This is a genomic window from Pseudomonas sp. R1-6 (genome assembly GCF_051132115.1).
Taxonomy (GTDB): Bacteria; Pseudomonadota; Gammaproteobacteria; order Pseudomonadales; family Pseudomonadaceae; genus Aquipseudomonas.
Window position 1 is genome coordinate 4,242,747 of sequence record NZ_CP071662.1, and the last position, 18,440, is coordinate 4,261,186.

Annotated in this window: 15 protein-coding genes; 8 read left to right on the top strand and 7 right to left on the bottom strand. The window is 61.4% G+C overall.

Translation table 11 applies throughout. The features are described 5' to 3' along the window. Window positions 1-766: 766 nt before the first annotated feature. On the top strand, window positions 767-2,095 hold the full coding sequence (locus tag J3P81_RS19250) for an OprD family porin (RefSeq protein WP_434560331.1): 1,329 nt from the start codon (window positions 767-769) through the stop codon (window positions 2,093-2,095). 106 nt (window positions 2,096-2,201) lie between these two features. On the opposite strand, the gene J3P81_RS19255 is transcribed toward J3P81_RS19250, so the two are convergent. Beyond that, a complete protein-coding gene (locus J3P81_RS19255) occupies window positions 2,202-3,044 on the bottom strand; it encodes a mechanosensitive ion channel family protein (protein WP_420765263.1) in 843 nt (280 codons plus the stop codon). 154 nt (window positions 3,045-3,198) lie between these two features. Then, complete coding sequence (locus tag J3P81_RS19260) at window positions 3,199-3,684, bottom strand: YajQ family cyclic di-GMP-binding protein (RefSeq protein ID WP_003205057.1); 486 nt, start codon at window positions 3,682-3,684, stop codon at window positions 3,199-3,201. A gap of 143 nt (window positions 3,685-3,827) precedes the next feature. Here J3P81_RS19260 and J3P81_RS19265 point away from each other — a divergent pair, with 143 nt between their 5' ends. Genes J3P81_RS19265 through J3P81_RS19275 form a run of 3 tightly spaced genes read left to right on the top strand, consistent with a single transcriptional unit; the run spans window position 3,828 to window position 7,413 of the window. Next, the gene (locus J3P81_RS19265; protein WP_434560333.1) at window positions 3,828-4,745 is read left to right on the top strand and encodes a putative 2-dehydropantoate 2-reductase; all 918 of its coding nucleotides are present in this window, start codon (window positions 3,828-3,830) and stop codon (window positions 4,743-4,745) included. A 46-nt stretch (window positions 4,746-4,791) separates the two neighbouring features. After that, window positions 4,792-6,828: a sensor histidine kinase gene (locus J3P81_RS19270; RefSeq protein ID WP_434560335.1), complete on the top strand. Its 2,037-nt coding sequence runs from the start codon at window positions 4,792-4,794 to the stop codon at window positions 6,826-6,828. 3 nt (window positions 6,829-6,831) lie between these two features. Next, on the top strand, window positions 6,832-7,413 hold the full coding sequence (locus J3P81_RS19275) for a cob(I)yrinic acid a,c-diamide adenosyltransferase (protein ID WP_434560337.1): 582 nt from the start codon (window positions 6,832-6,834) through the stop codon (window positions 7,411-7,413). Window positions 7,414-7,526: 113 nt separating this feature from the next. Here the strand turns inward: J3P81_RS19275 and J3P81_RS19280 are convergent, their stop codons facing one another. From J3P81_RS19280 to secA, 3 genes are all read right to left on the bottom strand, one after another. Continuing rightward, window positions 7,527-8,471, bottom strand: coding sequence for a Nudix family hydrolase (locus J3P81_RS19280; protein ID WP_420765267.1), 945 nt, complete (start codon window positions 8,469-8,471; stop codon window positions 7,527-7,529). A 120-nt stretch (window positions 8,472-8,591) separates the two neighbouring features. Continuing rightward, window positions 8,592-9,809, bottom strand: a complete 1,218-nt coding sequence (gene argJ / locus J3P81_RS19285; RefSeq protein WP_420765268.1) for a bifunctional glutamate N-acetyltransferase/amino-acid acetyltransferase ArgJ — start codon at window positions 9,807-9,809, stop codon at window positions 8,592-8,594. Between the two features lie 118 nt (window positions 9,810-9,927). Then, the gene (secA, locus tag J3P81_RS19290) at window positions 9,928-12,669 is read right to left on the bottom strand and encodes a preprotein translocase subunit SecA (RefSeq protein ID WP_420765269.1); all 2,742 of its coding nucleotides are present in this window, start codon (window positions 12,667-12,669) and stop codon (window positions 9,928-9,930) included. A gap of 308 nt (window positions 12,670-12,977) precedes the next feature. Here secA and J3P81_RS19295 point away from each other — a divergent pair, with 308 nt between their 5' ends. Further along, window positions 12,978-13,433, top strand: coding sequence for a DUF721 domain-containing protein (locus J3P81_RS19295; RefSeq protein WP_420765270.1), 456 nt, complete (start codon window positions 12,978-12,980; stop codon window positions 13,431-13,433). Between the two features lie 135 nt (window positions 13,434-13,568). Here the strand turns inward: J3P81_RS19295 and J3P81_RS19300 are convergent, their stop codons facing one another. Then, the gene (locus tag J3P81_RS19300) at window positions 13,569-15,056 is read right to left on the bottom strand and encodes a helicase HerA-like domain-containing protein (protein ID WP_420765271.1); all 1,488 of its coding nucleotides are present in this window, start codon (window positions 15,054-15,056) and stop codon (window positions 13,569-13,571) included. A 319-nt stretch (window positions 15,057-15,375) separates the two neighbouring features. Between J3P81_RS19300 and J3P81_RS19305 the strand changes: the two genes are divergently transcribed. From J3P81_RS19305 to J3P81_RS19315, 3 genes are read left to right on the top strand one after another with little or no spacing between them, the layout of a single operon-like run. Continuing rightward, entirely contained in the window at window positions 15,376-16,467 is a 1,092-nt protein-coding gene (locus J3P81_RS19305) for a glycosyltransferase family 4 protein (RefSeq protein ID WP_420765272.1), read from the top strand. Window positions 16,468-16,477: 10 nt separating this feature from the next. Further along, entirely contained in the window at window positions 16,478-17,251 is a 774-nt protein-coding gene (locus tag J3P81_RS19310) for a DUF2334 domain-containing protein (RefSeq protein WP_434560339.1), read from the top strand. Further along, a complete protein-coding gene (locus J3P81_RS19315; protein ID WP_420765274.1) occupies window positions 17,248-18,243 on the top strand; it encodes a lysylphosphatidylglycerol synthase transmembrane domain-containing protein in 996 nt (331 codons plus the stop codon). The genes J3P81_RS19310 and J3P81_RS19315 overlap by 4 nt, the downstream gene beginning before the upstream one ends. Before the next feature lie 4 nt (window positions 18,244-18,247). On the opposite strand, the gene J3P81_RS19320 is transcribed toward J3P81_RS19315, so the two are convergent. Beyond that, window positions 18,248-18,427 carry a hypothetical protein gene (locus J3P81_RS19320; RefSeq protein WP_420765275.1) on the bottom strand — a complete coding sequence of 60 codons (180 nt, stop codon included), beginning with the start codon at window positions 18,425-18,427 and terminating at the stop codon, window positions 18,248-18,250. Window positions 18,428-18,440: the final 13 nt, after the last annotated feature.

Below are 18,440 nucleotides of genomic sequence, written 5' to 3' on the forward strand. Positions count from 1 at the left end.
ATGCGACGCCCTTCGGGCTGCCACCGGACGCAGGCCGCCAGCATACCTGTGAACGGCGCAACGTTCACTGCGCACCAATACCGGGCGCCCGGAATCGTAAAAGCGCATTTTGCAGGTAGCTGGCACAAGCGCTGTTCTCTTTTCGTCCAGCGTTGAGAATTTTTGCACCAAAACGGCACAATGCGTCTACGCTTTGTGTTCGTGGCATCCGTGTTTTACCCACTGACGGGGTGAACCGGTAACGTTTTTGGTTGTCCCGCGAGGTTTATCGGCTTCAAACATGTCAGCTGCCCAGCAGTCAACCCCATTTAAAACAAGGCCTTTGGAGCCCGGTTTCATGAGGTTTCGCCGCAACCGCAGCTAAAATGTGAAAAAATGTGAACGAAAACCGGGTTTGTGCATGCTTGTTGCATTCATGCCCATATCGCCTACAGGGCATCGCCGGACGCGAAACCTGCAGGCATGAGAATTAAAGTGGCAAGGCTGCCCTCAGGAGCTTCAAGCGTTGTACTTATGGACTCTTTACGCCGATGGTGGAAAAAAGAGCAACTTGAAGTTGTCTTCCACCTACCTCGGAGCAGCTGAATTACGACATGGATCGAGCCATTGGCGACATGGTCGTAAAGAAGCTGAAAGGTTGAATGGGCAAGTATCGCCAAAGAATGTCGGCGTGATATAAGTTTGCGCCGACACAAAAAGAAAGAGCCGCCCAGATAATAAAACAGGTGGGACGGCAGTACTCTTAAAACCAAAGGAGCAAATCACGATGCGCGTGATGAAGTGGAGCATGATCGCACTGGCCGTTGCTGCAGCAGCCAGTACTCAAATGGCTACGGCCGCACCTTTCGTAAGTGACCAGTCTGAAGCCAAAGGCTTTGTCGAAGACGCAAAGTTCGACTTGCTGCTGCGCAACTATTACTTCAACCGTGATAACAAGAACGGTGGCGACGACCAGAAAGACTGGACCCAGGGTATCTGGGGCAACTTCAGCTCCGGCTACACCCAAGGTACTGTTGGCGTCGGCGTCGATGCATTCGGTTACCTGGCATTGAAACTGGACGGTGGCGACGGCACCGGCGGCACCGGCAACATGAGCCGCGACGCCGATGGCGATGTAAACGACAGCCAGGGCAAGGCCGGCGCAGCGATCAAATTCCGCGTCTCCAAGACCGAGCTGAAAGTCGGTGACATGCAGCCAAGCACTGCTCCAGTGTTTGCCGTTGGCGGTTCCCGTATCCTTCCTCAAACTGCCAGCGGTTTCCAACTGCAGAGCAGCGAAGTCAAAGACCTTGACCTCGAAGCCGGTCACTTCTACTCGGGTACCAGCCAGGATCGTAACTCCCGCAATGGCGGCCTGTACGCAACCTACGCTGGCGTCGAAGCCAACACCATCGACTACCTGGGCGGCAAATACGCGATCAGCGACAACCTGAGCGCATCGCTGTACGGCGCCAAGCTGGAAGACATCTGGAACCAGTACTACGCCAACCTGAACTACACCATCCCAATGGGTGGCGATCAGTCGTTGAACCTGGACGGTAACATCTACCGCACCACCGATGCCGGCAGCGCCGAAGCCGGTGACATCAGCAACACGACGTTCTCCCTGGCAGCTGCTTTCTCGTTCCTGAAAGCACACACCGTCACCGTGGCCTTCCAGAAGGTCAACGGCGACACGCCGTTCGACTACATCGGCGTGGGCAAGAACAACCGCGGCGGCGACTCGATCTTCCTCGCCAACTCCATCCAGTACTCCGACTTCAACGCACCTAACGAGAAGTCTGCCCAGGTCCGTTATGACCTGAAGATGGCTGAGTACGGCGTTCCAGGTCTGAGCTTCATGACTCGCTACGTCAAAGGTTGGGACATCGACGGCACCAACACCCCAACAGGCAGCGCTTACGCCGGCATCTACGGCGACAACGGCAAGCACAACGAAACCAACTTCGAAGCCAAGTACGTTGTCCAGTCTGGCCCAGCGAAAGACCTCTCCTTCCGCATTCGTCAAGCTTGGCACTACGCTAACGAAGACGAAGGCGAAGGCGACGTGAAAGAGTTCCGCCTGATCGTCGACTACCCGATTTCGGTTCTGTAATTGCCGAAAGTCAGTTTGCGGTAATCAAAAAAAGGCCCATCTTCGGATGGGCCTTTTTTATGCTCGCTACTTTTGGATGCCTGATCGGTTCCGACAAGCGAAGCGGTTACGCCGACGTGGATTCATGAACCATCCGAATCACCCGCTGCGGAAACGGAATATCAATGCCCGCCTCCTTCAAGCGGTCCCGCGCCTGTTCGTTAAGCATGAACATCACGTTCCAGTAATCCGCGGTCTTGACCCAGATACGCAGGGAAACCGTGATCGAGCTATCGCCCAAGGTCGAAATCACCGCTTCTGGCGCAGGATCAGCCAATACGCGCTCGTCCTTGGCCAACTCCAGCAATACTTCCCGAGCCTTTTGCAGGTCGGCCTGGTAATCCACGCCCACGTCGAACACGACTTTGCGGGTGGGCTGGCGATTGGTGTTGGTGATGATGCCGTTCGACAGGTTGCCGTTCGGCACGATAACTGTCTTGTTGTCACCGGTACGCAGCACCGTGTGGAAGATCTGGATACTGTCGACCGTGCCGGCCACGCCTTGGGCTTCGATCCAATCGCCAATGCGGAACGGACGGAACAGCAAAATCAGCACGCCGCCGGCGAAGTTCGCCAGGCTGCCCTGCAAGGCCAGGCCAATCGCCAGGCCTGCCGCACCGATGGCCGCGACGAACGACGTGGTTTCCACGCCAATCATCGACGCGACGCTGACGATCAGCAATATCTTGAGGATGATGTTTGCCAGGGTACCGATGAACCCTTGCAAGGCGAGGTCGGCGTTGCGCAAAGCCAAAAGCGCCCCGAGTTTCTGCGTAACCTTGTTGATCAGCCACCAACCGATGGCCAGGGTAACGATTGCCAGCAGTACACGACTGCCGTACTCCATGATCATCGGTATCCAAGCCTGGGAGGCCTTGACCAGGTGGTCCACTTCAGCGTTCAAGTCCATCGTGCTCTCCTTTTTTCCCGTTGCACGCAACACCCGTGCAAACACTGTGTGGCCAAACATCGCCTCCGCTGGTGACCCAGCAGCGCCTTTTGATTGGTCGCTGCCTTACCGGCGTGAGCAGCATCGGGCCACTGTCATTGCGAACAGCCTGGTGTCAGTCGCGGAAGTTATTGAACTGTAGCGGCATGCCGAACTCCTTGCCGCGCAGCGCGGCGATGGCTTCCTGCAAGTCGTCACGCTTCTTGCCGGTCACCCGCACCTGCTCGCCCTGGATGGCGGCCTGGACCTTGAGCTTGGCGTCCTTGATGTGGGCAACGATCTTCTTTGCCAGTTCCTTGTCGATGCCTTCCTTGAGCACGGCTTCCTGCTTCATCAGCTTGCCCGACGCATAGGCGTCCTTGACTTCAAGGCACTGCACATCGATCTTGCGCTTGACCAGCGCCAGCTTGAGGATTTCGATCATCGCCTCGAGCTGGAAGTCGGCCTCGGCGGTCAGGTTGACAGTCAGATCCTTTTCCTTGAACTCGAAGCTGCCCTTGCCCTTGAGGTCATACCGACGGTCGAGTTCCTTGACGGCGTTTTCAACGGCGTTGGTGACTTCGTGCTTGTCCAGTTCGGATACCACGTCGAATGACGGCATGTAGTGTTCTCCAAATAAAAAGGCGCGCTCATGACAAAGGCGCGCACTTGGCTTGTGGTTAAAATCGGGCTCATTATAACGGGTCTTTTCCCGCCTTTACCGCGAGCCCTTCAGATGCCTGCGCCAAACCGAGTAAAAAACTGATGTCCACCACCTGGCATGTCCTGGGAGCCGGCAGCCTCGGCACGTTATGGGCGACGCGCCTGGCCCGGGCCGGCCTGCCGGTGCGGCTGGTGCTGCGCAATGAAAAGCGGTTGCAGGCTTACCGCGAGGCCGGCGGCCTGACCTTGGTGGAACAAGGCCAGGCGCAGTGCTACCCGGTGCCCGGCGAAACCGCGCAAGGCACCGAGCCTATTCAGCGGCTGCTCCTGGCGTGCAAGGCCTACGACGCGGAAGCAGCCGTGGCTTCGATTGCCCATCGACTGGGCGCCGAGTCGGAACTGATCCTGTTGCAGAACGGCCTCGGCAGCCAGGACGCCGTGGCGAACCGCGTGCCCCAGGCCCGCTGCATCAGCGCTTCCAGCACCGAAGGCGCGTTTCGCGATGGCGATTGGCGCGTGGTGTTCGCCGGCCACGGCTTCACCTGGCTGGGCGATCCGGCCCAGCCGGTGGCACCGGTCTGGCTGGATGACTTGGCCGCCGCCGGCATCCCCCATGAATGGAGCGCCGATATCCTCACCCGCCTTTGGCGCAAACTGGCCCTCAACTGTGCGATCAACCCACTCACGGTACTGCACCATTGTAAGAACGGTGGCCTGCAGGACCACCGCTGCGAAGTGGCGACCCTTTGCGCCGAACTCACCGACCTGCTTGAACGTTGCGGCCAGCCAGCGGCGGCCGAAGACTTGCAGACGGAAGTCGAACGGGTGATCCAGGCCACCGCCGCCAATTATTCCTCGATGTACCAGGACGTCGCCAACCAGCGGCGCACCGAAATCAGCTACCTGCTCGGCCATGCCTGCGCGGTCGCCCAGCGGCATGGCGTAACGGTGCCGCATCTCGGACAAATGCGCGAGCGACTGATCGCCCACTTGCACAACCTTGGATTGCCCAGCGACTGAGCAGCGGCTACGCTGGCCCTCGTGTTCCTTGTTAGCGACGAGTCCCATGCCATTGCGCCAGCGCCTTGAAAATCTACCGGTCGGCCAGAAACTGCTGGCGGCCCTGTTGGTGTTGTTGACCACCGTTTTGCTGGTGGCCAACCTGACCTTCATCAGCGCGGCCTATTACATTTCCCAGGAAAGCATGGCCCCCCAGGCGTTGCAGACCATTGGCCGGCTGGTGGCCAACCCGAGCCTGATCGCCGACGCGCTGCAATCGCCGCAAAGCGCCCAACGCCTGCTCGATGAGCTCAACAGCTACGCCCCGCTGCGAGCAGCGGCACTCTACGATGGCCAAGGCCAACGGCTGGCCCAGCTGCAACAGGGCGAAAAACTCAGGCTGCCGGAACATTTCCGCCACATGCAAACCTGGCAGGCCGGCGAGTTCCGCAGCAACCAGGTCATTACCCTGCCCCGTCCCGGCACCACGCCGGGCCATCTCTTGCTGGTCGCCAGCAGCGAATTGCCCACCGCGTTCTACACCGGCACGTTGACCGCCAGCCTCGGCATCCTCATCTTCAGCGTGCTGCTGTGGCTGGTCATTGCCCAGCAGATCAAGCGGCTGATCACCCAACCGATCCACCAGCTCGAAGAGTTGTCGCGCCAGGTGACCCGCGAGGAAAACTATTCCCTGCGCGCCGCCCGGGGCAACCACGACGAAATCGGCAGCCTGGCCGAGGCGTTCAACACCATGCTGTCGCGCATCGAAGCCCGCGAACAGCAACTCAAGCGAGCCCGTGACGATTCCCAGGCCGCCTATGACCAGGCCCAGGGGCTGGCGGAGGAAACCCGCCACACCAACCGCAAGCTGGAACTGGAAGTCCAAGTGCGCAGCAAGATCGAGAAAAAACTCACCGGCTTCCAGAACTACCTCAACAGCATCATCGACTCCATGCCGTCGGCCCTGATCGCCCTCGACGAACAGCTCTACGTCACCCAATGGAACCAGGAAGCCAGCGCGCTCTCCGGCACACGATTGGACGAAGCGCTGAACCAGCCGATCTTCCTCGCCTTCGAACCGCTCAAGCCCTATCTGCCACAGCTCAAGCAGACGGTCGAACAGCACACGGTGGCCAAGATCGAACGTGTCACCTGGACCAAGGACGACGAAGCCCGGCACTACGCCCTCACGTTCTATCCGTTGATGGGCGGTGCCGGGCGGGGCGTGGTGATCCGTATCGATGACATTACCCAGCGCTTGTCGCTGGAAGAAATGATGGTGCAATCGGAGAAGATGCTCTCGGTCGGTGGCCTCGCGGCGGGCATGGCCCATGAGATCAATAATCCGCTCGGAGCGATCCTGCACAACGTGCAGAACATCCGCCGACGCCTGTCGGCGGAACTGCCGAAGAACCTCGAACAGGCCGAGCAGTTGGGCATCGAGTTGCCGGTGATCTACCGTTACCTGGAGAGCCGGGAAATCCCGCAACTGCTCGACGGCATCCAGCAGGCCGGTGCCCGGGCCGCGAAGATCGTCACCCACATGCTCAGCTTCAGTCGACGCAGCACCCGGCAGATGGCCCCCTGCGACTTGCCCGCTTTGATCGACCAGGCCGTGGAGATTGCCGGCAACGATTTCGACCTGGCGATCGGTTTCGACTTCAAAGGCCAGGCCATCATCCGTCAGTTCGACCCGAACCTGGGACCGGTGCCCGGCACCGCCAACGAACTGGAGCAGGTGTTGCTCAACCTGCTGAAAAACGCTGCCCAGGCCATCCATCAGCGCCAGGACGACGGCGAGCCCGGCCGTATTATCCTGCGTACCCGGCTGAATCCACCGTGGGCGGAAATCCAGGTCGAGGACAACGGCATCGGCATGAGCGAGAACGTGCGCAAACGCACCTTCGAACCGTTCTTTACCACCAAGGAAATCGGCCAGGGCACGGGCCTCGGGCTGTCGGTCTCGTATTTCATCATCACCAACAACCACAAGGGCCAGATGGAAGTGCAATCCGCGCCAGGCCAGGGCACTTGCTTCACCCTGCGCCTGCCGCTGGCGGGCACTTCGATCGTGGCCCAGGAACACAAGCAAGTGGAGCGCTGAACAATGGGTTTTCGCCTGTCGAAGATTTACACCCGCACCGGTGACAAAGGTGAAACCGGGCTGGGGGATGGTCGCCGCGTGGCGAAGGACCACCCGCGGGTCGAGGCGATCGGCGAAGTGGATACGTTGAACAGCCAGTTGGGCCTGTTGCTGGCCGGTCTGGCCGAGGAAACGGCCCGGCATCCCGCGCTGGAAGACGTCATCACCGTGTTGGCGCCATGTCAGCACCGCTTGTTCGACCTGGGCGGTGAATTGGCGATGCCGGCTTACCAGGCTTTGGACAACGCGGAAGTCGAACGGCTGGAAGCGGCTATCGACGTATGGAATGAAGAGCTCGGGCCGCTGGAAAATTTCATCCTGCCCGGCGGCTCTTCCCTGATCGCCCAAGCCCACGTCTGCCGAAGCATGGCACGCAGCGCCGAGCGTCGTTGCCAGCAATTGAACGCAGTAGAGCCGCTGGCCGGGCCGGGGCTGGCCTACATCAATCGGTTGTCGGATCTATTGTTCGTGGCCGCGCGGGTCATTGCCCGGCGCCAAGGGGTGGCTGAGGTACTTTGGGAGGCGGCGGCCAAGCCTGGGGGCTGATCTGTCAGTCCGCCATCGCGAGCAAGCTCGCTCCCACAGGGGTTTTGTGACCGCCAAAAATCCAATGTGGGAGCGAGCTTGCTCGCGATGGCGTCAGTTGTTGCACCACACTGTCACGCCTCAGGCCAAAACGCCCGAATCCCCGCCACGCCCTGGGCCCCGGCGTCCCATGCCTTTTGCCGCTCATCCGGCCCTACTCCGCCCAACAGGTAGACCGGCCTGTCGAAGCCCTCGATCAACCGCGCCGCTTCGTCCCATCCCAGCGGCTTGGCATCGGGATGGGTCTGGGTCGGCTGCACCGGCGAGAGCGTCACGAAATCCACGTCCATCTGCTGCGCCAGGGACAGCTCTTCTGCGTTATGGCACGAGGCTGCCAGCCAGCGATCCTTGCCGAACGGTCGACCGGCCGCCGCATGCTTGCGCAGTTGTGCGGCGGTGATGTGCCAGCCGGCCGACGGGAAATCCCCCAGCCATTCGAACGGCCCCTTGAGCATCAGCTGGGCCTTGCCGGCACACAGCCCCACCGCGTCCACCGCCAGATCACGGTATTGCGGATCGTAGCCGTTGGGCGCGCGCAGTTGGACCAGCTTGATCCCACCCCCTATCGCCTTCTGCAAGCCGCGCAGCAAGGCCGGCGTTTCGAGGCCTTCGGGCGTAATCAGGTACTCGCCCGGCAAACGTGCCGCCGCGACGATCGGCTGATTGGCCGCCGGAAATTCATAATTCGTTAACTCACGGGCCGTCACCCAGGCCAACGGCTGGCCTTCGGCACCGTGGGGCTCGCCACTGAACGCCGAGACTTCCCAGACGTCCAGCAACACCTGCTTGTCCGGGTAGTCATGACGCACCTTGATCAGCGGCCGAGCGGCGCCGACAACGATGCCCAATTCTTCATGAAGCTCCCTGGCCAGGGCGATCTCGACGGATTCATCCGCCTCGACCTTGCCGCCAGGAAACTCCCACAGGCCACCTTGGTGCTGGGTATCGGCCCGCCGGGCGATCAGGATTCTGCTGGCGGCATCGCGAATGACCGCCGCCGCTACGTGGATTCGTTTCACCGCGCTATTCCTCAGCGTTGATGGAGTCGGTTCCGGCCCATCGCGAGCAAGCTCGCTCCCACACGAACGACACTGTTGCCCTGTGGGAGCGAGCTTGCTCGCGATAGGAGCGCCTCGGTCTTAAGTCCGATACTCAGCGTTGATCTTTACGTACTCGTGGGACAGGTCAGTGGTCCAGATGGTTTCGCTGCAATCACCCCGTCCCAGCTCGATGCGGATAGTGATCTCTTCCTGCTGCATCACGGCCGCGCCCTGGGCTTCGGTGTAGGTTGCGGCGCGGGCGCCCTGGCTGGCGATGCACACTTCGCCAAGGAACACGTCGATCTTGCTCACGTCCAGCTCAGGCACGCCGGCACGGCCGACAGCGGCGAGGATACGGCCCCAGTTCGGGTCGGAGGCGAACAATGCGGTCTTGATCAGTGGCGAGTGCGCCACGGTGTAGCCGACGTCCAGACATTCCTGGTGATTGCCCCCACCATTGACCTGCACGGTCACGAACTTGGTCGCGCCTTCGCCGTCACGGACGATGGCCTGGGCCACTTCCATGCACACTTCGAACACCGCCTGCTTGAGGGCCATGAACAGCGGGCCGCTGGCCTCGGTGATCTGCGGCAGGTTGGCCTTGCCAGTGGCGATCAGCATGCAGCAGTCATTGGTAGACGTGTCGCCGTCGATGGTGATGCGGTTGAACGACTTGTTGGCGCCGTCGAGCATCAGGTCTTGCAGCACCTGGCGCGAAACCTTGGCGTCGGTGGCGATGTAGCCGAGCATGGTCGCCATGTTCGGGCGGATCATGCCGGCGCCTTTGCTGATGCCGGTGACCGTGACGGTGACGCCGTCGTGCTGGAACTGGCGGCTCGCGCCCTTGGGCAGGGTGTCAGTGGTCATGATGCCGGTGGCGGCGGCGGCCCAGTTGTTTTCCGAGAGGTCATCAAGGGCGGCTTGCAACGCGCCTTCGATTTTCTCCACCGGCAGTGGTTCGCCGATTACACCGGTGGAGTAAGGCAGTACCTGGTTGGCGTCGACGCCCGTCAGTTCAGCCAGCTTGGCGCAGGTGCGCTCGGCAGCGGCCAGGCCTGGCGCGCCGGTGCCGGCATTGGCGTTACCGGTGTTGGTCAGCAGGTAACGCACCGGTCCCTGCACGCGTTGCTTGGCCAGGATCACCGGCGCGGCGCAGAACGCATTGAGGGTAAACACGCCCGCGACCGTCGAACCCTCGGCGCAACGCATCACCACCACATCCTTGCGCCCGGGGCGCTTGATGCCCGCCGAGGCGATACCGAGTTCAAAACCGGCAACCGGGTGCAACGTTGGCAACGGACCAAGACCAACAGCCATGAATGCGCTCCTTAATAGATAAATCGACGCCGTCTTCATCGAAACGGCGAATCAAATGGCAAAACGCCGCGACAGGGGTTACCTGTCGCGGCGCGGGTCGTTCAGCGTTGAAACGGGATTATTGAATCTGCCCGTGGCAATGCTTGTATTTCTTGCCCGAGCCGCAATAGCACAGCTCGTTACGGCCTAGCTTCTGCTCGTTGCGCACCGGCGCGGTGGCCAGTGCAACATCCACGTCGACTCCTTCTTCCATCGCCTGGGCCACTTCCAGCCCTGGCGCTTCGGCGTGTTCGAACTGCATGCGGGCAGCCAAGGCTTCGGCTTCCTGGCGCAGGCGAGCTTCTTCTTCAACCGGGTCTTCGCGGCGAACCTGAACGTGGGACAGCACACGAATCGAGTCGCGCTTGATGGAATCCAGCAGCTCGGAGAACAGCGTGAAGGACTCGCGCTTGTATTCCTGCTTCGGGTTCTTCTGGGCGTAGCCGCGCAAGTGAATACCGTGGCGCAGGTGATCCATGGTCGACAAGTGGTCTTTCCACAGGTCGTCCAGCACGCGCAGCACGATCTGCTTCTCGAAGGAACGCAGCGCCTCGGCGCCGGCCTGGTCTTCTTTTTCGTTGTACGCGGCGATCAGTTCGGCCAGCAGCTTCTCGCGCAGGGTTTCCTCGTACAGGTGGTCGTCTTCGTCGAGCCACTGCTGGATCGGCAACGACACGCCAAAATCGCTGCGCAGGGAGGCTTCCAACCCAGCGACGTCCCACTGTTCCGGCAACGATTGCGGCGGGATGTGGGCGCTGATGGTCGCGTCGAGTACTTCACGACGGAAATCGGCGATGGTTTCGCCAATGTCGTCGGCGGCCAACAAGCTGTTGCGCATGTGATAGATCACTTTACGCTGCTCGTTGTTGACGTCGTCGAACTCCAGCAATTGCTTGCGGATATCGAAGTTGCGGCCTTCGACCTTGCGCTGGGCCTTTTCGATGGCGTTGGTCACCATGCGGTGCTCGATCGCCTCGCCTGGCTGCATGCCCAGGGCCTTCATGAAGTTCTTCACCCGGTCAGAGGCGAAGATGCGCATCAGGCTGTCTTCCAACGACAGGTAGAAGCGGCTGGAGCCTGCGTCACCCTGGCGACCGGCACGGCCACGCAGCTGGTTGTCGATACGGCGGGATTCGTGACGCTCGGAAGCGATCACCTGCAAGCCGCCGGATTCGAGCACTTGCTGGTGACGCTTCTGCCAGTCGGCCTTGATCTGCGCGATCTGCTCGGGGGTCGGGTTTTCCAGGGAAGCGACTTCCACTTCCCAGTTGCCGCCCAGCAGGATGTCGGTACCACGGCCGGCCATGTTGGTGGCGATGGTCAACGCACCCGGGCGACCGGCCTGGGCGATGATCTCGGCTTCTTTCTCGTGGAACTTGGCGTTCAGGACCTTGTGCTCGATGCCTTCCTTGGTGAGCAGGTTGGACATGTGCTCGGAGGTCTCGATGGTGGCGGTGCCCACCAGGATAGGACGGCCCTGGGCCATGCCTTCCTTGATGTCATTGATGATCGCCGCGTATTTCTCTTCGGCGGTCAGGAACACCAGGTCGTTGTAGTCTTTGCGCGCCAGCGGCTTGTTCGGCGGAATCACCACCACTTGCAGGCCGTAGATCTGGTGGAATTCGAACGCTTCGGTGTCAGCGGTACCGGTCATGCCGGACAGCTTGTTGTACAGGCGGAAGTAGTTCTGGAAGGTGGTGGAGGCCAGGGTCTGGCTCTCGGCCTGGATGTTCAGACCTTCCTTGGCCTCGATGGCCTGGTGCAGACCTTCGGACAGGCGACGGCCCGGCATGGTGCGGCCGGTGTGCTCGTCCACCAGCACGACCTGGCCGTCCTGCACGATGTATTCGACATTGCGGTGGAAAAGCTTGTGGGCACGCAAGCCGGCATAGACGTGGGTCAGCAGGCCCAGGTTATGGGCCGAGTACAGGCTTTCGCCTTCTGCCAGCAGGCCGACGCGGGTCAGCATCTCTTCGATGAACTGGTGGCCGGATTCGTTGAGCTCGACCTGGCGGGTCTTCTCGTCGACGGTGTAGTGACCGGCCTGAGTGACTTCGCCTTCGACTTCTTCCACGTGCAGCTTGAGCTGCGGGATCAACTTGTTGATCTCGATGTACAGCTTGGAGCTGTCCTCGGCCTGACCGGAAATGATCAGCGGGGTACGGGCTTCGTCGATGAGGATGGAGTCGACTTCGTCGATGACGGCAAAGTTGAGTTCACGCTGGAATTTTTCTTCCATGCTGAACGCCATGTTGTCGCGCAGGTAATCGAAGCCGAATTCGTTGTTGGTGCCGTAGGTGATGTCCGAGGCGTAGGCGGCGCGTTTCTCTTCCGGCGGCTGGAACGGCGTGACGACGCCGACGGTCAGGCCGAGGAACTCGTAGAGCGGGCGCATCCAGTTGGCGTCGCGGCGGGCCAGGTAATCGTTGACCGTGACCACGTGTACGCCCTTGCCGGACAATGCATTGAGATACACCGCCAGGGTCGCCACGAGGGTCTTGCCCTCACCGGTACGCATTTCGGCGATCTTGCCTTCGTGCAAGGTCATGCCGCCGATCAACTGGACGTCGAAGTGACGCATGCCCATGACCCGCTTGCCGGCTTCGCGGCAGACCGCAAAGGCTTCGGGCAGGATCTGGTCAAGGGTCTCACCCTTGGCGATGCGGTCCTTGAATTCGGCGGTCTTGGCGCGTAACTGATCGTCCGAAAGGGCCACCATTTGCTCTTCGAAGGCATTGACGATCTGTACCGTCTTGAGCATGCGCTTGACTTCACGCTCATTCTTGCTTCCAAAAAGTTTCTTTAACAAAGGCGCAAACATATCGGCAGGATCTTCCACACTAAAGGGATGGAGGGCGGCCCCGTGAGTCGCCCGTGCAGCCCTCATGGCCGCATGCGAACGAGCATTCTACCCGGAAACGATGGTGAGGAAAGTGGCGTTATTCCACGATGCTGGCACAGCGCTGTGACGGGGCCTCCCTAAAATAAGGGCTTTTGCGCGAACTTCAACCCACAAAGCGCATAAGTTACTTATTGATTGTGTGGGATAAAAGCCGCTGGGCGACAGGGCGGCGGGGCGACCGGTGCTTCTGCTACCATGGCGCCTCTGTCATTTTGCGGTATTCAACCATGGCCTTCCGCCCTCTTCCAGCCAAGGCGCCCGCCGTTCTGCTGCGCGAAGCCAAGCCGCTGAAAGCCATTTTCGGCCACGCCAGGCGCCTCGGTCATCTGCAACGGCTGGTGGACAGCCAGTTGCAGCCCGCCGCGCGTGAGCATTGCCACGTAGCGTCCTGGCGCGAAGGCAGCTTGTTGCTGATCGTCACTGACGGCCATTGGGCCACGCGCCTGCGCTACCAACAGAAGCGCCTGCTGCGTCAATTGCAGGCATTCGATGAATTCGCCAACCTGACGCGGATCCTGTTCAAGGTCCAGCCGCCGACCGTACAGGCCGGCGCCAAGGGACATACCCTGGACCTGTCCACCGACGCGGCCGCGACCATCCAGGCCACCGCCGAGGGCATCAGCGACCCTAACCTGAAGGCGGCGCTGGAGCGGTTGGCGGCACATGCGCGGCCCAAGGATTGAGATTTCTGGCGCCTGTTAGATAGCTATCGCGAGCAAGCTCGCTCCCACAGGGGATCTAGGCGAACACAAATTTTGTATCTGGCAGAAACCTACTGTGGGAGCGAGCTTGCTCGCGATGGGGCGACTCGGTCTCGACTACCGCCGCTTGCTGCCCCCAAGCAGCGACCCCATCAACCCCCGCACCAACTGCCGGCCCAGTTGATTGGCCGCTTGGCGCATCGCTGATTTCAAGGCCTGGCCCGCCGCGGTGCCAAGGAACTCCCCGGCCTTTTCGGTAAAGCTTGGCTCTTCAGCGGTGGGCTTGCCCGGCGTCGCTTCGGCTTGTGGTTCCAGCCCCTTGCGGCCCATCAGCACTTCATAGGCCGACTCGCGATCAATAGGCTTGTCGTAACGTCCCTGCAACGGTGAACTGGCAATCAACCCGGCCCGCTCGGCCTCGCTCAGCGGCCCGATACGCGACTGCGGCGGCGCCACCAGCACGCGCTGGACGATTTCCGGCGTGCCTTTTTCTTGCAGGGTGCCGACCAGGGCTTCACCGATGCCCAGTTCGGTGAGTACCGCCAAGGCATCGAATTGCGGGTTCGGTCGGAAACCCTCCGCCACCGCCCGCAAGGACTTCTGTTCCTTGGCGGTAAAAGCCCTCAGGCCGTGCTGGATGCGCAATCCCAACTGTGCCAGCACATCGTCCGGCAGATCCCCCGGCGACTGGGTCACGAAATACACCCCGACGCCCTTGGAGCGGATCAGTCGCACCACTTGTTCCAGGCGATCCTGCAGCGCCTTGGGCGTGCCGGCAAACAACAGGTGCGCCTCGTCGAAGAACAGCGCGAGCAAGGGTTTGTCCGCGTCGCCGCGCTCGGGCAGTTGCTCGAACAGCTCGGCCAGCAGCCACAGCAGGAATGTCGCGTAGACCTTCGGCGCTTCATGGACCAGGCGGCTGGCGTCCAGCAGATGAATACGGCCGCGACCATCGCTGGCCGGTTGCAGAATGTCCTCCAACTGCAACGCCGGCTCACCGAACAAGGCGTCGGCCCCTTGCTGTTCCAGCGTGGACAAGCGTCGCATCAGCGCCTGGCTGGAACCCGTGGTCATCAGGGCGGCATCGTCCCCTAGCAATTCGGGGTTGTCCTTGAGGTGGTTGAGCAGCGCCTTCAAGTCCTTGAGGTCCAGCAGCAACAGGCCTTCCCGATCAGCGACCTTGAACGCCGCGTACAACGCCGATTGCTGGCTGTCCGTCAGTTCCAAAAGGCTGCCGAGCAACAACGGGCCCATTTCACTCAAGGTAGTGCGCAGCGGATGACCCGATTGGCCGTGAATGTCCCACAGCGTCACCGGATAAGCCTGGGGCTTGTGGCCAAGCCAAGGCATGCCGGCGATACGCTCGGCGATCTTGCCCTGGGGAGCGCCGGCAGCACCGAGGCCGCACAAGTCGCCCTTGATGTCTGCCGCGAAGACGGCCACGCCGGCATCGCTGAACATCTCGGCCAGGCGCTGCAGAGTAACGGTCTTGCCCGTGCCGGTGGCACCCGCCACCAGTCCATGGCGGTTCGCCAGGCGCATGGCCTGGGCGACAGGTTGGCCGGCAAGGTCGGCCCCGATGATCAGTTGCGATGAGTCAGGCATTTCGTCACCCGTGGTGTTTGCGATATGACGCCATTTTGCGCGCTTATATAAAAGCATGCCTGGGCATTAGGGCGTTGGCAGCAGGAATAATAGCTGCGAATCAGGGCGGGCCCTATCGCGAGCAAGCTCGCACAGGGTTGTGGTACGCACAGGTCCCATGTGGCAGCGAGCTTGCTCGCGATGAGGCCCTGTCAAACCCAGCAATACTCCGCTGACAACCCGCCCTCACAACCCCAACCGAACATCTATTCTTACTAAAGGTCAACACAGGAGAACACAGACCGGAGGGACGTTCATCGTGCATATAGCGGACATAACCATGTTCTACGCCCCCGCCAGCGGTGGCGTGCGCACTTATCTGGATGCCAAGCACCGGCGCCTGGGCAATCGGCCCGGTATCCGCCATAGCCTCTTGATTCCTGGCGCTCACCTGAGTGAGCAGGACGGAATCTATAAAGTTCCAGCCCCTCCGCTCCCCTTCGGCAAGGGTTATCGCTTCCCGCTTCGCCTGGCGCCCTGGCGTAATGTCCTGCGCGACTTGCAGCCTGATCTCATTGAAGTAGGCGATCCCTATCTCACCGCCTGGGCGGCCCTCGATGCCCGGCGCCAGCTCGATGTGCCTGTCATCGGTTTTTATCATTCAGACTTGCCGCTGCTGGTCAGCAACCGCATGGGAAGCTGGTTCACGCCCAACATCGAGGCCTACGTCAGCAAGTTGTACGGCAACTTCGACCGAGTCCTGGCCCCCAGCCAGGTCATGGCCGACAAACTGACCGGGCTGGGCGTCAAGAACGTCTATGTACAGCCCTTGGGCGTAGACCTCCAGACCTTCAACCCCGCCGCCCGCGACCCCGAATTGCGGGCGGAGCTGGGCATCGCCGAAGACGCGCGATTGCTGATCTTCGCCGGTCGCGGCTCCAAGGAAAAAAACCTGCCGGTGCTGCTCAAGTGCATGAAACGCCTGGGCGAGCGCTACCACTTGTTGTTGGTCGGTTCTTCGATGCCCGCCCTGGTGCCGGACAATGTCACCGTCATCGACGAATTCTGCCCGGCGCCCCAGGTCGCCCGGCTGATGGCCAGCGCCGACGCGTTGCTACATGCTGGCGACCAGGAAACCTTTGGCCTGGTGATCCTCGAAGCGATGGCCAGCGGCATCCCGGTGGTAGCGGTCGCCGCAGGCGCGTTCAGCGAAATCGTCCAGGAGGACTGCGGTCTGCTGTGCACACCTGACAATCCGCAGGCCATGGCTAATGCCGTTCGACAGCTGTTCGCCGAAGGTTGCGAGCAACGTGGCGCCAGGGCTCGGCGACACGTAGAGCGTCATTACGCCTGGGACACGGTGGTCAATAGCCTGTTGGGCCATTACTACAGTGTGCTCGGCGCAGAGATGCCGCTGCTGGCCAATGGTTGAGGCGACGTCGATGGCAATGAATCCCACCCCCAGCCTGCTGTTGGTGCTCCATGACGTCGCGCCCCAGACCTGGCCCGACTACCAGCCCTTCGTTGAAGCCGTCGACGCCCTTGGCCAGGTGCCGATGACCTGGCTGGTGGTGCCGGATTTCCATCATGCCAATGCGCTGGACGATCACCCCGGCTTCAGGCGCTTGCTGGACGGCCGGGTCGAGCGCGGCGATGAATTGGTCTTGCACGGTTACTACCATTGCGACGACGGCCCGCCCGCCCTTCATCCCAAGGACTTTTTCATGCGGCGGGTCTACACCCACGAAGGCGAGTTCTATGGATTGTCCGAAGAGGCCGCCCTCGCTCGCCTACGAGCCGGTATCGAAATCTTCCAGCGGTACCAATGGCCGCTCCAAGGTTTCGTCGCGCCCGCCTGGCTGATGAGCGAAGGCACCCGGCAAGCCTTGCGCCAGCTGCCTCTGAGCTACACCAGCGATACCCAACACCTTTACCGTTTGCCCGAGTTCACCCAGATCGATGCGCCGGGCCTGGTCTGGAGCGCGCGCAGCGCCTGGCGCCGGGGCCTGTCGAAAATCATCAGCGACCAGCGCGAACAGCGCTGGCGCCAGGCACCTGTGATTCGCCTGGGGCTGCACCCGGTGGACATGCGCCACGGTTTTTCCCGGGATTATTGGCTATGCACCCTGCAGCGCCTGCTTGAGGACGGACGTGTGCCGATGACCAAGGCCGGCTGGCTGGCAACCCAGAGCCTGCGGGTCAGTAACGCCGCATGAAGCGATTGATCTGGCTGGTCGCCGCCCTGCTCATCGCGCTTGTGGTGCCGATGCTGGTGGGCGGTGGGGAAATGTGGTCGCGGGTGCAGCGCTTTCCGTTGTCGCTGCTGTTGGTCATGCTCGGCATGATTGTGCTGTGCTGGGCGCTGAACTCGATGCGCCTGCGTTTGCTGCTGGGCGAGCACCGTGGGCGCATCGGCGCGGTCAAAAGCATGGGCGTGGTGATGTCCACCGAGTTCGCCATGTGCGCGACGCCCGGCGGCAGCGGCGGCCCCTTGACGCTGATGGCCCTGCTGGCGCGCAACGGCGTGCGCCCGGCCCATGGCAGCGCCGTATTCGCGATGGATCAGTTGAGCGATCTGCTGTTTTTCCTGTGTGCCTTGCTGGGCATCCTGTTCTACGCGCTGTTCCAGAACCTCAGCCAGCGCATGGAATGGATGCTGGCGTTGAGCGCGATTTCGATGTTCGGCGGCCTGGCCTGCTGCGCCCTGGTCGCGCGCTACCATCGCCGGCTGATTCTGCTGGGTGCCCGAGTGCTGCGCCACCTACGGGTGAAAACCAGCACTCGCCGGCGTTGGGGACGCAAGATCCTCAATTTCCTGGCGGCGTTCACCGATACGTTGAAGTTGCCCCGAATGACACTTTTCCAAGTGTTCGGCCTGACCTGCCTGCACTGGGCGCTGCGCTACAGCGTGCTTTATCTGGCATTAAAAGGGCTGGGGGCGGATTTGCAATGGGCGTGGAGTTTCCTGATCCAGATGCTCTCTCTGAGCGCGGGGCAGTTCAGCCTGCTGCCGGGCGGCGCCGGAGCGGCGGAGTTGACCTCGGCGGCGCTACTGGCGCCCATGGTAGGAAAATCCACCGCGGCGGCGGCGATTCTGATCTGGCGAGCGGTGACCTATTACTTTTATCTGCTGGCCGGAGGGCCAGTGTTTTTCCTGATGGTCGGGCGACCATTGATCAAGAAGCTGATCAGGCTCAGGCAGGCCTGACCCTTTATTGATTGGGTTCGGAGTCGCCCTGAGGCTTGTCGTTCAGCTCGTCCCAGAGCTTCGCGGCGTCGGGAAACTCAGTGCCGTCCTCGGGGCTCAACGCGTCGGGATCGTAGCGGCTCAGGCAGCCCTCGCCCACGGTTGGCGGAGCTTTGGCGGTGGCTTTGTCCAAGGGATCGGTCATGGTCCACGCCCTC